The sequence below is a fragment of the Thermostichus sp. MS-CIW-36 genome (assembly GCF_054059035.1).
Genome location: NZ_JBSSBR010000008.1, coordinates 31,950 through 46,024 on the forward strand (window position 1 = coordinate 31,950; position 14,075 = coordinate 46,024).

Consider the following 14,075-nt stretch of genomic DNA (forward strand, 5'->3'; position numbering starts at 1 on the left):
TAGGACATTCCGTGTCTGCTCGTGGATGGTTCTTGCGTAGGCTCCCCGATGAAGCGAGAAGCCCGCTCCGTACTGCCAGCAGTCGGGGTCGGGAGTATGTCACTAGGTGTTGTAGTCATTTCGATTCAAACTAGGACACTGTACCCACAACTAAAACCTTGGTCGCGTCAGCGTTGCGGAGCAATAATGCAGGGGCCCAAAAGGTTTTTCTCAGTAGCCCGGCTGTCTCAGCCTAATCTGAAAATACTACATTAGTTTATATTGTTGGATTCTTAGTGTTAGAAGTTATCGAAAGTAAGTCTGTTTCCTTGGCGAGATCAGTTCTCGACTCCTGTGAAGTTGCATTTGTTGCACCTATCTCTGCCGTTGAGCTCGCCTCTCTCTGCCCCGCAACTGGAGCAATCCCTCTGTCAGCAAGTTGACCGGGAGCTGGGCCAGCCGGCTCGGCTTCTGCGCTGGAGCTTGACGGCGGTGGAGGGGGATAGAGCCTGGGTTGAGGTGGTCGCCACCACTGATGAGGACTACTCGGATTTAGACTAGGACAACTCACTCTTAGTCAGCTTCTTGACAGACGTCTGCAAGAGTTTTCCCAATACCCCAGTGGTCTCAGATCAATCGAGAACCAACAGTTTCATTGCTACGTTAAAGAGATGGTTCATATTGATTGATGGAAATGGCTATCGGTACCCTTGCCCATTTTTGTCGTTTGGCCAATGTCTGTCTCTGCATCTGAACCAACTCCGGCTCCACTGCTGGCCGAGCAGCACCCCCCTGTCGCCCTCACCATCGCTGGATCCGACAGTGGTGGGGGAGCAGGGATCCAAGCGGATCTGCGCACCTTTGCTTTCCAACGGGTACACGGTACCTCTGCCCTGACCTGCGTGACTGCCCAGAATACCCTTGGGGTGAGCCGGGTGGATGCGCTGCCCCCCGAAGCCGTAGCCGCCCAAATCGAGGCTGTGGTGCAGGACATCGGGGTGCAAGGGATCAAGACGGGCATGTTGCTGAATGCCGAGATCGTGCTGGAGGTAGCCCGTCAGGTGGAGCGCTGGGCGTTGCGGCCTCTGGTGGTGGATCCGGTGATGGTGTCCCGCACGGGAGCGAAGTTGCTGGCAGATGAAGCCATTCAGGCCATCCGCGAGCGGCTGATCCCCTTGGCCCAGGTGCTGACCCCCAATCGCTATGAGGCGCAAATTTTAACGGGGCTGGAGCTGCAGTCCCTGGCGGATATGCAAACGGCGGCTCAGCAGATTCGCACCCTGGGCTGTGGAGCGGTGTTGGTCAAAGGTGGGGGTATGCCGGGGGAACTGCAGGGGGTGGATGTGTGGTTCGATGGCGAGCGACTGGAAGTGCTGAAAACAGAGCGGATCCCCACCCGCCACACCCACGGCACCGGCTGCACCCTCTCGGCGGCCATTGCGGCGCAGATGGCCTGGGGCAGGGATCCCTTGGCGGCCACGGTGGCGGCCAAAGCCTATGTAACAGAAGCGCTGCGACATCCTTTGGCCATCGGGTCAGGTCAGGGGCCAGTGGGGCACTTCTACCCGCTTCTGTCCGGGATTGGCAAACCTGTGCCATAAGAGAGAGGTCACTCTCTCTGGCTGCTATGGCTAGCCCGTCGAATCTTTCTCAGAAGGGATCCCTGCCCAAATGGCGGTTTTGGCTACCCCTCCTGTTGCAGCTGGGTATCGTTCTGCTGATACCGGCTCGGCAAGCGCTGACTCTTGCTGTCGGAACCACGATCTACCTGCAAACGGCCCCTGTGGATCCCTATGACCTTTTGCGGGGCCGGTACGTGACCTTGGGCTACGTCGTCGCTCGACGCTCCACCCTAGAGCAACTGCCGGGTTGGTCACCTGAATTGGAGACCCCAGGGATCCTTTATCTGCGCTTAGCTCCCCCCGAAGGGGATCCCACTCAACCTTGGCAAGCAATCGGTGTCAGCCGGGAGATGCCCAAAGATTTGCAGCCTGAAGAGAAAGTACTGCGAGGCTGGTTTGACGGGTGGCAGCTCAAGTTGGGAATCGAAGAATTTTTTATTCCCGAAGCAGCTGGAGATGCCTTGGAAGAGGATATTCGGCGTTACCCTGAAGCCACGCGGGCAGAAGTGAAAGTGGATCCCTGGGGCAAGGCAGCATTGGTCGGCCTCTGGGTAGGGGAGCATCGGTACTAAGTGCTCATTCTGCCCGGCTTTAACGCTTTAACAATTAATCACTATATTCTGACATCCGAGCCCGAAGGAGAGCCGGAAAACTGAATGGGGCAGGGATCCCTATCACTTGCCCCTCGAAACCCTGAAGATGGCGAGAACCGAAGCTGTGCCATTGAGGAGCTTGCTAAGTGCTGCACAGCCTTGCCCAACACCTGAATTAGAGTCATCCCAATTGGGTCAAACTTCTTCAGGTTTTCACTTCCGAATCTCTCCTATCCAACAGGTTTTGCAACCACACCTGAATATCCCGCAGGCTCTCCGGGGAAACTTCATGGCCCATCTCGTACTCGCGATAGGTAAAGTTCAGTGGCAGCGGGGCAAAATAATCCCGGATCTGACGGCCAAAAGCAATCGGCAAAACAGCATCAGCAGTGCCATGAACCACCAGGATGGCCAGGTGTTTCATCCGCTCCGGCTCCACCGCCTCGGCCAGGATCTCTGGAGATAGGCGCCCACTCATTGCCACCACCCCCGCCAGCTTCTCCGGCTGGGTCAGAGCCAAGTACAGGCTCATGATCGCCCCCTGGCTAAACCCCAGCAAATACACCTGCCTGGGATCCAAGGCAATACCCGGGATCCCACTGGGCAGCGCCTGTTCCAGAAAGCGGCTCAGGAGCTGGAGGCTATTGCGCGCTTGCTGGGGATCCCCCACCAGCCCTTCTGGCGTCCAGGCCATTTCAAACCAGGCAAACCCGCCCACACTCCAAGGAATAGGGGCTCTCAAGCTAATCACCGCCAACCGGGGATCCAGATAGGGGGCCAACTGGAACAAATCCCCCTCGTGGCTGCCGATCCCGTGCAGCATTACCAACGCAGGCGCGGGTCCTAAGCCGCCCTGTCGGGGGGGCTGAACGCGGTAGGTGAGGGGGAAAGGAGAAAACACGCCACGGATCCTCAGAAGCAGAGACGGGGTATGGCCGGCCTACGCCCAATCCTGGGGCTGGCAGAGCACCTGGTAGAGCTTAGCTTCCCACGTGTCCGGCTGGGGCTCGTAGCCATATTCCCAGCGCACCAATGGCGGCAAAGACATCAAGATCGACTCGGTGCGGCCCTGGGTCTGGAGTCCAAAGATCGTGCCCCGGTCGTAGACCAAGTTGAACTCCACGTAGCGCCCGCGACGATAGAGCTGGAATTGCCGTTCTCTCTCCCCCCATTCCATCCCCTGCCGCCGCTCCACAATCGGCACATAGGCCGGCAAGAAGGCGTCGCCACAGGTTTGCACCAACTGGAAAAGATGTTCCCAACTTCGGGATCCCACCCGCACCTGTAACGATGGTGGCTCAGAAGCCAGTTGTTCGGGATCCCCTTCCGCCTGGCCTTCAGGCCGATAGAGCAGCCCAGGGCGTTCATCCTGATAGTCGAAGAAAATGCCGCCAACGCCGCGCGCCTCGCCGCGATGAGGTAGGAAAAAGTAGCGATCGCACCAGATCTTGAAAACTGGGTAGTAGACGGGATCCAAGCGGTCACAGGCTGCCTTGAGGGTGCGGTGAAAATGGGCCGCATCCTCCTCAAACAGGTAATAGGGGGTGAGATCCATCCCGCCCCCAAACCACCAAACCGGCCCCGCCTCGAAATAGCGATAGTTCAGGTGTACCGTCGGCACATAGGGGTTGCGAGGATGCAACACCATAGAGGTGCCTGTGGCGTAGAAAGGATGCCCTGCCGCTTCTGGACGCTGTTTCAGAATCGAAGGGGGCAGATGGGATCCGAACACCTCGGAAAAATTGACTCCCCCCTGCTCAAACACGTCTCCCTGCTGAATGACCCGCGAGCGCCCGCCCCCTCCTCCAGGGCGTTCCCAACGGTCTTCCCGAAACTTGGCTTTTCCGTCTAGGGCCTCCAGACGGGCACAGATGTCATCTTGTAGGCGCTGCATGAATTGGCTCACCTGTTGACGGGCATCCACTGGCAGCGCTGCGGGGCTTGAGGCCAGCATCATAGTCTTCCAATCTCTCGAAACTCGACAAAAACCTCTCCAGCCCCCATCAAACCTCTCAGACTGGGAGAGCCGAACTGCCAAACTGAAGAGTTCTAACCTGGCCGGGCAAGAAACTCCCTGGAAATCCAGGCCGCTCTTGGATCTTACGTGGGAACCACCTCGTAGGGACGGAGCCGCGCCCACTTGTTCCGTTCCTCGCGAAAGCTCTGGCAGCCCACCACATCCCATTCCATCTCGGTGCCCCCATTGCGGATATTGACATTGATCTGGGGGCCCTGCGGCTCAAAATCCGGCGTCAGTGTGAGATGAGGTTGCTGATGCTGCGCTTCCACGGCATGGTAGGTGGTACAGCGATCCACGTAGTAGCAGTGAATACAAATACACATGGCTGCTGCCTGCAAGAAACGGTTCCCAATCTTGAGGGTAGCATCCTGCCTCCTTCCAGACGGCGGATCCCCTCTTTCTCAGCCGATTCTTGAGATATTTCTTAGCAAAGAGAGGCATCTCCTCGTCTCTCGTCTAAAATCTCGACATATTTCTCAGGATGGGGCTTGATCTGTCCTTAGGATCGAACCATCCAGGCTATCCAGAGGAACTGCCATGAACACCCACACCCGCTACCGCTTCACCTGCACCCTCTCCTTTGGAGATATCTACGGCCAGATCATCATTTGGCTGATTGTCATCTTTGCCAGCTTGGCCGCTGCCCTCTCCCTGATGAATAGCCCCCTCTACGCTTTTCTCACCATTGCCCTGATTTTGGTGATTTCTCTGCCTTTCCTGCTCTTCGCCTTCGTGACCACCCTGCTCAACCACATCGAGTTTGCCGTTGTCCCTCCTGAGGAAGAGGAAAATCGCGCTGCTGCTGCCGCTAAGTCGCCCGTGGCCGTCAGTTAGAAACAACTGGCAGTCGGTTGGCGCTTGTCGGATGGATCCCTTGCCCCAAAGACACCTGTGCTGAGTTAAAAAAACCTTGGCTCTCTTGGTCTAGCGCTTGGGTTGGCTCCTGCAAGGCAAGCAGGTGGATGACTTTTTATTTGCAATTGTTTTACGATTGTTAATGTTAGGACTGTAAGGCACAGCTTTTTCCAGCCTTGTCCAGGTCTGTGGCTGAGCTACAGGCACCCTGTTGTGGGCAAAAGGGAGCTACGGCTCGGCTGTGGCGAGGCAGGGACTGGCTTCCTGCTCAGCAAGTTTTGGGAAAAGCGTTGAGTCGGCTTAGAAGAGGACTGGGTGTTTTGGGGCAGATGAAAAGTAGCTTGGTGCAGCTCGATTATCGAGTTTATAAGTTGGCGCGGCTGTTGAGCGAATATCTGGAGTTGGGGGAATGGGTTGCCCTGTCTGCTGGTTCGCTGGGTGAAGAGCCTTCCGGTAACGAACATCAGGCTTGGCTTGGCAGATTTTCAGCTTACCTGTCAGAGTCGGAGCAGGGTTCTTGCCCTGGCGTCGGTGAACGGGATCCCGTAGGCTAGGTAAGCCCTCCCCCACTGCACCCAACATGCGGATCCCTTCTTGGTGGCCGAAGCTCAGTTTTCAGGTTTGGCTAATCTTTGTCGGTCGGCTGCTTTCCCAAACCGGAACCGGCTTTACCCTGTTTTATGCCACCCTCTTTTTTGTCAATCAGGTAGGGCTGACCGCCACCCAAGTGGGCTTGGGGCTGGGCATTATGGCTTTTGCCGGGGTGTTTGGCCGCATCCTGGGCGGCTCGATGGCCGATGGAGCTTGGGGGCGCCGCTCCACTTTGATCCTCTCCCTGGCCATTTCCAGCTTGGGGTCGTTTGGGTTTGCGCTCTCCCATAACTTCTGGAGTTTTGCTCTGGCCAATGTGGCTGCAGGTTTGGGGCAGGGGTTGTACTGGCCGCCTGCAGAAGCGATTGTAGCGGATCTAACCACCCGCGAGCAGCGCAACGAAGCCTACGCCCTCAACCGTCTGGGGGACAACTTGGGCCTCAGCCTTGGGGTGGCTATGGCCAGCACGCTGGTGGCTCTGACGGGGGCCTATCGGCTCTTGTTTGTGATCGATGGTGTCACTTTTCTGATCTTTCTGGCGGTGCTTTGGTTTTTTATCCGGGAAACTCGGGCGACTTGTCCGGCAGCAGAGCCGGTGTTGGCAGGTTGGAAAACCGCTCTCAGGGATCGCTCCCTCTTGGTGTTTGGCCTGTCGAATATCCTGTTCACCACCTATGTCGCTCAGCTCAGCAGCAGCATGCCCCTCTACTTCCGCAATGGGGTAGGGATCCCAGAGGTGCAAATCGGCATTTTGTTTGCCTTACATGGGACCTTGGTTGCTCTGCTGCAGATGCCGGTGGCCCGTTGGCTGAATCGCCGGACGCGCATTCAAGGGTTGCAGGGATCTGCCCTGATGTGGGGGGTAGGATTTCTCTTGGTTTGGCTTAGCGGTCTGGCGGCGGGATTGGGGTCGGTGGTGGCAGTCTTGGCGCTGGCGGTGCTCTCTTTGGCGTTGGTGAGCTACAACCCCTCTGCCTCTGCTTTGGTGGCGGATTTGGCACCGGATCACTTGCGGGGAGTGTATCTGTCGGTCAACTCTCTTTGTTGGTCGGCGGGGTTTGCCCTTGGCCCGATGATTGGGGGGATGGCCTTGGACTTGCCGCAACCGTGGGCAAGCGGGCTGTGGATCTTTTGGGTGATCACCGTCAGTTGGGTTTGGGGGATCCTCGGCTTTCTAAACCGCATTCTGCCCTGCAAGGTGAATAGAACCGCAGCGCCTCTGGTGATGGAGCCCGCTCCCCTCGGTGATGCGGAACGCTAGAGCCTAGAAAGGAGACAGATCTCGGGATCCCAATCTTGGCCAACAGTTTGCCAGGGTATGGATGATGACTTTTAGATGGAATAGATAGAACGCCAGGGATCCCTGGCTAGCGCTGAAATTGCAGGGCCTTTCCCCGCACCGAGGGATCCACACGGCCATTTTGAAAGGCGATCTGCCCGCCCACGAGGGTTAGCAGTGGCCAGCCTACCAGCTCCCACCCTTCAAAGGGGCTCCAGCGGCATTTGGTCAACAGTTCTTCTCGCCGCACCGGTTTGGGTGTGTGGCGATCCACCAGCACCAGGTCGGCGTCGTAGCCCACCTGCAGCCGCCCTTTGTTAGGGATCCCGTAGAGGCGGGCCGGCGCCTCACACATCCACCGCACCACCTGCGCCAGCGTACAACGCCCCTGCTGGGCTGCCGTCAACATCAGAGGCAAAGCGGTTTCCACGCCGGGCATACCGGAAGGGGAGTGGGGATAGGGCTGAGCCTTTTCTTCCAAAGTATGAGGGGCATGGTCGGTGGCAATGCAATCCAGGATCCCGTCGTGCAGCCCCTGCCACAGTTGGGCCAGGTTAGCGGGATCCCGCAGGGGGGGGTTCATCTGGGCCAGGGATCCCAGACGAGCGTAATCGGCGGTGCTGAGCAGTAGGTGTTGGGGGGTCACCTCTGCCGTCACCCAAGCTGGCTTGTGCTGGCGCAGCAGCTCGACCTCTAGACCGGTGGAAAGGTGCAAAATGTGTAGGCGATGGCGGTAGCGGGTGGCCAAGTCCAAAGCCCGCCGTGAGGCGATCAGGGCCGATTCCTCGTCCTGAATTTGCGAGTGAACAGCTACGTCTGTGCGTCCGGCAAACAGGGCCTTACGAGCTGTGATGCGAGACAAATCTTCGGCATGGACGGCAATTAAAAAGTTGGGATCCGTTTCCCCGAAAATCCGTTCTAGCGCCGCCTGATCATCCACCAAGAGGGGGCCATGCATGGATCCCATGAAGATTTTGATGCCACAGGCTCCCTGCACCGTTTGCAGCTCTTTTAGGTTATCGGCAGTGGCCCCGATAAAAAAGCCGTAATTGACTACACACTTGCTGGCCGCACGGGCCAGCTTGTCATCCAGCGTCGCTTGGTCAATCGTCAGGGGGTCGGTGTTGGGCATCTCCAAAAAGCTGGTCACCCCGCCCCGGGCACAGGCCCAGGATCCCGTCTGCAGGTCTTCTTTGTGCTCGCGGCCAGGCTCGCGAAAGTGAACTTGGGGATCGATAACCCCCGGCATCAGGGTATGGCCCTCAGCGTCAATGATCCTTGCCACCCCTTCTGGCGAGAGGTTTGGGCCGATTTGGGCAATGCGCCCCTCCCGCACCAGCACATCTCCCCGCCAGGGATCCCCTTCCGGCACCAGCAGCTCAGCATTTCGGATCAGCAAATCGCCAGACAAAGCTCCGCCCTCCCTCAAAGGCGCTCTCAGAATAACACCAACCCCAGTCGGAGCGCGTTAAGAATTGGCTGAGCACCACTTCATCTGCAAAAGGGCTGTAATCTGGGATGGGGGCTAAGATCGGTAGGATGTCCGACAAGGGGCTGTAGCTCAGATGGATAGAGCAAGCGCCTCCTAAGCGCTAGGTCGGCGGTTCAAGTCCGCCCAGTCCCGTCTCCTCAAGCCGCCAAATCTCGCCCAGGCAAGTCAATGATAAAGGTTGCAGGAGTTGTGCAGGTCGTAGCCAGAGACCAGAACCTCTTGCTGGCGATCCCCGAGGCCAATGTCACAGCGCAGGGGATCCCCACCAGCAGCTGTGTAGGTGTGAGACTCCGTCATCCAACGCATGCCAGCTGGGCCAGGAGTGGGAGGAACAACTTCGGGGAGACGATAGTTGGGGGCTTGCCAGGGATCTTGCAGATAACGATCCCCGTGGATCCCTCCGAATTGAATATCGGCGTAGCTGGAAGGATAAACCGTAAAATCCATGCGGAAGATTTCCGAAGCACGGCCAACGGTCGCCAAAGCTGTTTGGGCTTCAGCAACTCTGGAGCGGCGAATGTGGTTGAGCAGGTTGGGAATGGCCACCGCGCAGAGAGTACCGACAATCACGATGACCACCAGCAACTCGATCAATGTCATGCCACGAGGAGCCGCAGTGGCCAGACGAAAGAGGATTCTCCGGAGATACACTTCATGAGGGGAAAACCGACTCATAGCAGTTCCAGTCCCGCTTCGGGAGAAATCAGGCACTTAGCTAAACCCAAAGGAGCTTGCCCCAGTATTCCAGCCTTTCCTTGGTTTCAGGTTACCCTTTGCGGATCCAAAACTTTCCCTGTCAAATCACGCGAACTCCTGAATCCAAAACCTCACTGGCTATCAACTGTGGGTAAGTTTTTTATAAACTGGCCTCAAGTTTTAAGCTCAGATAAAGCTGGGTTCACTGTGAACTATTTTCGCGGTTGTCTGTGGGGTGGCACTTGCTGCCGCCGCGGACTCTCATGGGTCATTCGTTTTTGGGAGCTCAGCAGATGAATTTATCCTCTCTCATTTGGTCAGGGAGGTCAGGCTTACTCTCGGAGCAAGATTGCCAGACAGCGGCGAATCAATACCTCGCTCATGCGTTGGCGGTAAAGGGCGCTGGCCCGAAAATCCGCGATCCAGCCGTGGGCTTGCTCTGCCAAAAGTTGGGGAAGATGTTCTGGATCGGGCCGGGATCCCAGCCGCACCAGTTGTGGGGGTGAAAGGGCGGCATTGAGCCCGAAGCGATAGTTGCCTGAGTCGGGATCGCGCGATCCAGCGACGATCACCAAGGCGGGATCCGTTTGGGTGATGCCGAGCCGCTGAAAGGTGCTGGGGCCGCGCAGCCGTTGGGCCGGGATCCAGATGGATCGCAAGGCTTCCCCCGGCTGCAGCAGAGTTTGTTGGGGGCCGGTTTGAAAGTCCTGAGCGGGGATGTGGCGCAGGGATCCCTGCAGATCGATCAGCGTGTAGGTGGCCTCAAGGGCGATCAACACGGGCGCTACGACACCGACACTCAGGGCCAGACAGAGATTTCCCCCTATCGTTGCCAGGTGGGCCACTTTGAAAGAGGCCAGAGATGCCATTCCCTCGCACAGGGCGCGGATCCCCGGCCAATGGGGCGGCCAAGGGTATTGCAGCAGTTGCTGGAAGGTACAGGTTGCCCCCAGTTTTAGCCCTTCTGCGCTGATTTCCAGCTCATTCCAGCCCAGAGGATGCAAATCGACCAGTCCCCGCAGGTGGGGTTGCGGCTGGGAGAAGAGCCAAGTCCCCCCGGCCAGCCAGTTCCAGCCGGGATCCCAGGCGGTCAAGTCCTCAAGCTGTCGGGGACGAATGTAGGTGTGCAGATGGTGCAGATCCATCGGTTCTCTCAGGCGCTGAAGGGAATCAAGGGGTTGTAGCTTCGCCCCAAAAACCCTGGGCAGGGATCCAGACTGCAGGCTTCAGGGGGCTAGAGAGCTTCCTCAAAGCATTGGGCGAGGGCCTGGCACAGCTCAGGGACAACATCAGCAGGCCAAAAACCTTCTCCGCGCCGGCCTTGATGCAATTGCACATAGAGACCCCAGGCAGTGGCGCTGCCGCTGGCTATCAGGGTCAAAGCAGGGAAAGTCTGCTCCAGCGTAATGCTCTCCTCCGCCATCAGTTGGGATGCGATGGCCTCCATATCCTGCTGCAGGCGCTGCACCCCCTGCACAAACGCTTGCCACTCCTCCTGAGTGAGCTCCAGCGCCCAGGTTTCTCCCCCCACCAGGGCAACAAAAGGGGAACGGGTGGGATCCCAGCCCAGCCGCCAGCCGGATCCCTTGTGCAAAGAGGGGCGGCGTCCCGCCGTGGCGATTGGGAACCCGTCGTCGGGAACAGACATGCGAGGAAAAGCATCCATGGTGCTCCGCACCGCTAACGCGACCACTGCAGGTGGGCCAGAAAAGATGCGGGTAAAATCGACAGGGTGTGTTTTAGGATAAAGCGGCCATGGCCAGTTGTCAGCCTCCCACTGCCAAACCTCGCCGGTTTTCAAGGACTTCGTCCTGCAAGCAGAGCACCCTCATTTCCGGCTTGGGCCTGTTGCTGACGGCCTTGGCGCTCCATGCCGCCGACGCGACCGGCGTTGGCGAAGAGACCTTTGCCACGGCGGCCACCCCCGAAAACCCAATCCTGCACATAGGCATTGTGCAACGCTTTGGCCGTTCTGAGACGGATCAGGTGGAGCTGGCAGCGCCGACGGGATCCCTTCTCACCCTGGAATTTGCCCAAGCAGACGGCAGCACCCAAACGCAGCGAACGCCTCGGGTCAGCATTGGCATTGTCAATCGCGCCCTGACCTCCCCGGAAACCGTATATCGTCTAATTCTCAGCAGCCACAAAAGCTTTGAGAGTGCCGAGGCCAATGCCAACCATTGGCAGTCTCTGGGCATCAGCACCGAGATCGCCCAGCCGCAAGAATGGCAGGTGTGGGCCAGCCGCGCCTACACCCCGCAACAACTGGCCCAGATTCAGCAGTATGCCCAGAAAGAAGGGATCCCCCATGTGCGGCTCGAGGTGCAGGAGCGGCGAGAACGGGCGGAGCTGAGCTGGATCCATGAACACTTTCGCTACCACCGCACCCGCCTCAGGGTGACCTCTGATGCCGGCTATCTACGGGTGAACGACCACTACTATGCCGGATCCATCACCTTTCAGCCCAATGCCTACGGCAGCTACACTGTGGTCAATGCCGTGCCTCTGGAAACCTATTTGCGGGGGGTAGTTCCCCACGAGGTGGGGCCAGGGGCCCCTTTTGCCGCGATGGCCGCCCAGGCGATTTTGGCGCGCACCTACGCCCTCAAGAACCTCCACCGCTTTCAGGTTGACGATTATCAGCTCTGTGCCAATACCCACTGCCAGGTTTACAAGGGGTTGACCGGAACTCACCCACGGGCAGACGAAGCCATTCGCCAAACCAGTGGCCTGGTGCTCACCTACAATGGCGAGCTGGTGGATGCTGTCTATTCCTCTACCAATGGCGGCATCTCGGCGGCCTTTGAAGATGTTTGGGACGGGGATCCGCGCCCCTACCTGCGCCGGCAAGCGGATATTGCCCATCAACCGGGTAAGCCCTTGGATTTGCGGCAGGAGAGCAGCTTCCAGGCGTTTTTGGCCCAACGAGAGGGCTTCAACGAAGCAGGGGTATCCCGCCTATTCCGCTGGGAGTTCTCCCTATCTCTGGAGGAGCTGAACACCCAGTTGCGCGCCGGCCAAGACTACCTGGGGATCCCCATGCCCACTTGGAGCAGCATCGCGGGGATACAGATCCTGGAGCGCTCCGCCAGTGGCCGGGTGCAGGTGATGCAATTGGACTTGCAGACGGCAGAAGGGATCCACTCCATTCTTTTGCGCAAAGATCAGGTGCGCTTGGCTTTTCCTCGCCTGTACAGCACCCTGTTTCGGATAGAGCCTCTGAAACAAGGGGAGCGATTGGCAGGCTATCGCTTCATCGGTGGCGGCTTTGGCCATGGGGTGGGCCTGAGCCAGTATGGCTCCTATACCCTGGCTCGGCAGGGGTTTAACGCGGCACAAATCCTGGCTTTCTACTACCCCGGCACCACCTTGGCCCCGCTGGGATCCCTCTCCCTGCAGTTGCCTGCCGTCTCAGCAGCCTACTCCGTCCGCTAGAGATTCAGCTAGAAGCCACAGGAGCCCTGCCCTCTGCCCACAGGGCGAGGGTCGGGAGGAATGCAAGGTTGTGTTGATCTTTATATTTGAGCCAAAAGAGAGCACTGACGAGATAGAGAAAACTCAAGAAGTTTCTTGCCAATTTGTCAAAACGAGAAAATAGATGTCGGTACTGCTTTAAGATCAACACGACCTAGCTTAGGGCAGCGCCGAAGAACTCCACCGCTTCTGCCAACACGTCTAAAAAGCGATCCACCTCCGCCAACGTGTTGTACAGGTAAACACTGGCTCGGGCAGTGGATTGTACTCCCAAATAGCAATGGAGAGGCTGAGTGCAGTGGTGCCCCGCTCGAACGGCAATGCCTTGCTCATCCAGCAAAGTAGACAGGTCATGGGGATGGACAGCCTCCACCGAAAAGCTAACCAGCCCTGCCCGTCGCGCCGGATCCTTGGGGCCATAAACCGTAATACCCGCTATGCGCTGGATCCCGTCCAACAGGTGGGTAATCAACCTTTGTTCATGGGCATGAACCCGCTCCAGACCGATCTGGCTCAAGTAATCTACGGCTGCCCCCAGCCCCACCGCCTGGGCAATCGCCGGCGTACCAGCCTCAAATTTGTGGGGGATATCCGCATAGGTGGCGTGATCCCAGTACACATCGGCGATCATCTCTCCCCCACCCAAAAAAGGGGGCATCGCTCGCAGCAGCTCCCGCCTGCCGTAGAGGACGCCAATCCCCGTTGGGCCACACATCTTGTGCCCCGAAAAGGCCAGCCAATCGCAATCCAGCGCCTGGACATCCACAGGCATGTGGGGCACGCTCTGGCAGGCATCCAGCAAAACCTTGGCTCCGTAACGATGGGCCAGTTCAGTAATCTCCTGAACGGGGTTGATGGATCCCAGCATGTTGGAGACCTGGGTTACCGCCACCAAGCGGGTGCGGTCGCTGAGCAAAGACCGGCAGTGCTCCAGATCCAGCTCTCCCTCTGGCGTGATCTGGATGAACTTGAGGTGGGCTCCCGTCTTCTGGGCCACCCATTGCCACGGGATCAGGTTGCTGTGATGCTCCATCACCGAGAGGACGATCTCATCCCCCCGCTCCAGATGGCTCAAGCCCCAACTGTAGGCCACCAGATTGATGGCTTCGCTGGCATTGCGGGTGTAGATGATCTCCTGAGGAGAAGGCGCGTTCACAAACCGAGCGATCTTTTCCCGCGCCCCCTCATAGGCATCTGTGGCTTCGTTGCTCAGCGTATGGACCCCACGATGCACGTTGGCGTTGCAGTGTCGATAGTAATGATCCATCGCCTGCATAACCGCCAGTGGCTTTTGAGAAGTGGCGGCATTGTCAAAGTAGATTAGCGGGTGGCCGTTGACCTGGCGCTGCAAAATCGGAAAATCTGACCGCACCTGGGCAGCCAGATCGAAAGAATGATCAAGCTTGAGAGAAGAAAGGGGGGATACCGCCATGGTCTGCGAAAAAAGCCTGCTTCCCTCAGTATGACATCGCTT

Annotated in this window: 14 protein-coding genes, 1 tRNA gene and 1 pseudogene; 7 read left to right on the plus strand and 9 right to left on the minus strand. The window is 58.1% G+C overall.

What is annotated here, in order from left to right; translation table 11 throughout:
- The first annotated feature begins 345 nt into the window (after positions 1-345).
- The 3 genes from ACVWVQ_RS05410 to ACVWVQ_RS05420 all read left to right on the plus strand — a co-directional run bounded on the left by ACVWVQ_RS05410 (position 346) and on the right by ACVWVQ_RS05420 (position 2,173).
- Entirely contained in the window at positions 346-540 is a 195-nt protein-coding gene (locus ACVWVQ_RS05410; RefSeq protein ID WP_457507303.1) for a hypothetical protein, read from the plus strand.
- Between the two features lie 173 nt (positions 541-713).
- A complete protein-coding gene (gene thiD / locus ACVWVQ_RS05415; protein WP_457507305.1) occupies positions 714-1,580 on the plus strand; it encodes a bifunctional hydroxymethylpyrimidine kinase/phosphomethylpyrimidine kinase in 867 nt (288 codons plus the stop codon).
- A gap of 26 nt (positions 1,581-1,606) precedes the next feature.
- Positions 1,607-2,173 (plus strand): GDYXXLXY domain-containing protein, encoded by a 567-nt coding sequence (locus ACVWVQ_RS05420; protein ID WP_457507307.1) that lies wholly within the window; start codon positions 1,607-1,609, stop codon positions 2,171-2,173.
- Between the two features lie 226 nt (positions 2,174-2,399).
- Here ACVWVQ_RS05420 and ACVWVQ_RS05425 read toward each other — a convergent pair whose 3' ends face one another.
- From ACVWVQ_RS05425 to ACVWVQ_RS05435, 3 genes are all read right to left on the minus strand, one after another.
- Positions 2,400-3,095 carry an alpha/beta hydrolase gene (locus tag ACVWVQ_RS05425; RefSeq protein ID WP_457507309.1) on the minus strand — a complete coding sequence of 232 codons (696 nt, stop codon included), beginning with the start codon at positions 3,093-3,095 and terminating at the stop codon, positions 2,400-2,402.
- 39 nt (positions 3,096-3,134) lie between these two features.
- Complete coding sequence (gene hemF, locus ACVWVQ_RS05430) at positions 3,135-4,148, minus strand: oxygen-dependent coproporphyrinogen oxidase (protein ID WP_457507382.1); 1,014 nt, start codon at positions 4,146-4,148, stop codon at positions 3,135-3,137.
- A gap of 146 nt (positions 4,149-4,294) precedes the next feature.
- Entirely contained in the window at positions 4,295-4,537 is a 243-nt protein-coding gene (locus ACVWVQ_RS05435) for a Ycf34 family protein (RefSeq protein WP_414358294.1), read from the minus strand.
- A 214-nt stretch (positions 4,538-4,751) separates the two neighbouring features.
- On the opposite strand from ACVWVQ_RS05435, the gene ACVWVQ_RS05440 reads away from it, so the two are divergent.
- Together ACVWVQ_RS05440 and ACVWVQ_RS05445 are read left to right on the plus strand one after the other, a co-directional pair.
- Positions 4,752-5,048 (plus strand): hypothetical protein, encoded by a 297-nt coding sequence (locus ACVWVQ_RS05440; RefSeq protein ID WP_414348680.1) that lies wholly within the window; start codon positions 4,752-4,754, stop codon positions 5,046-5,048.
- 601 nt (positions 5,049-5,649) lie between these two features.
- Positions 5,650-6,921, plus strand: coding sequence for an MDR family MFS transporter (locus ACVWVQ_RS05445; RefSeq protein ID WP_457507311.1), 1,272 nt, complete (start codon positions 5,650-5,652; stop codon positions 6,919-6,921).
- 106 nt (positions 6,922-7,027) lie between these two features.
- On the opposite strand, the gene ACVWVQ_RS05450 is transcribed toward ACVWVQ_RS05445, so the two are convergent.
- Positions 7,028-8,350, minus strand: a complete 1,323-nt coding sequence (locus ACVWVQ_RS05450) for a dihydroorotase (RefSeq protein ID WP_414374683.1) — start codon at positions 8,348-8,350, stop codon at positions 7,028-7,030.
- Positions 8,351-8,489: 139 nt separating this feature from the next.
- Here ACVWVQ_RS05450 and ACVWVQ_RS05455 point away from each other — a divergent pair.
- A tRNA-Arg gene (locus ACVWVQ_RS05455) sits at positions 8,490-8,563 on the plus strand.
- A 33-nt stretch (positions 8,564-8,596) separates the two neighbouring features.
- Here the strand turns inward: ACVWVQ_RS05455 and ACVWVQ_RS05460 are convergent.
- The 3 genes from ACVWVQ_RS05460 to ACVWVQ_RS05470 form a co-directional block, all read right to left on the minus strand.
- Positions 8,597-9,031 (minus strand): type IV pilin protein, encoded by a 435-nt coding sequence (locus tag ACVWVQ_RS05460; RefSeq protein ID WP_457507313.1) that lies wholly within the window; start codon positions 9,029-9,031, stop codon positions 8,597-8,599.
- Positions 9,032-9,459: 428 nt separating this feature from the next.
- A complete protein-coding gene (locus ACVWVQ_RS05465; protein WP_457507315.1) occupies positions 9,460-10,272 on the minus strand; it encodes an FAD binding domain-containing protein in 813 nt (270 codons plus the stop codon).
- A gap of 89 nt (positions 10,273-10,361) precedes the next feature.
- Entirely contained in the window at positions 10,362-10,793 is a 432-nt protein-coding gene (locus tag ACVWVQ_RS05470) for a DUF1818 family protein (RefSeq protein ID WP_414358272.1), read from the minus strand.
- 89 nt (positions 10,794-10,882) lie between these two features.
- Here ACVWVQ_RS05470 and ACVWVQ_RS05475 point away from each other — a divergent pair, with 89 nt between their 5' ends.
- A complete protein-coding gene (locus ACVWVQ_RS05475) occupies positions 10,883-12,562 on the plus strand; it encodes a SpoIID/LytB domain-containing protein (RefSeq protein ID WP_457507317.1) in 1,680 nt (559 codons plus the stop codon).
- A gap of 85 nt (positions 12,563-12,647) precedes the next feature.
- Here ACVWVQ_RS05475 and ACVWVQ_RS05480 read toward each other — a convergent pair.
- A pseudogene (locus ACVWVQ_RS05480) lies at positions 12,648-12,743 on the minus strand (IS5-like element ISSoc13 family transposase); the annotation flags it as partial.
- Between the two features lie 12 nt (positions 12,744-12,755).
- Entirely contained in the window at positions 12,756-14,033 is a 1,278-nt protein-coding gene (locus ACVWVQ_RS05485; protein ID WP_457507319.1) for a cysteine desulfurase, read from the minus strand.
- Positions 14,034-14,075 lie beyond the last annotated feature (42 nt).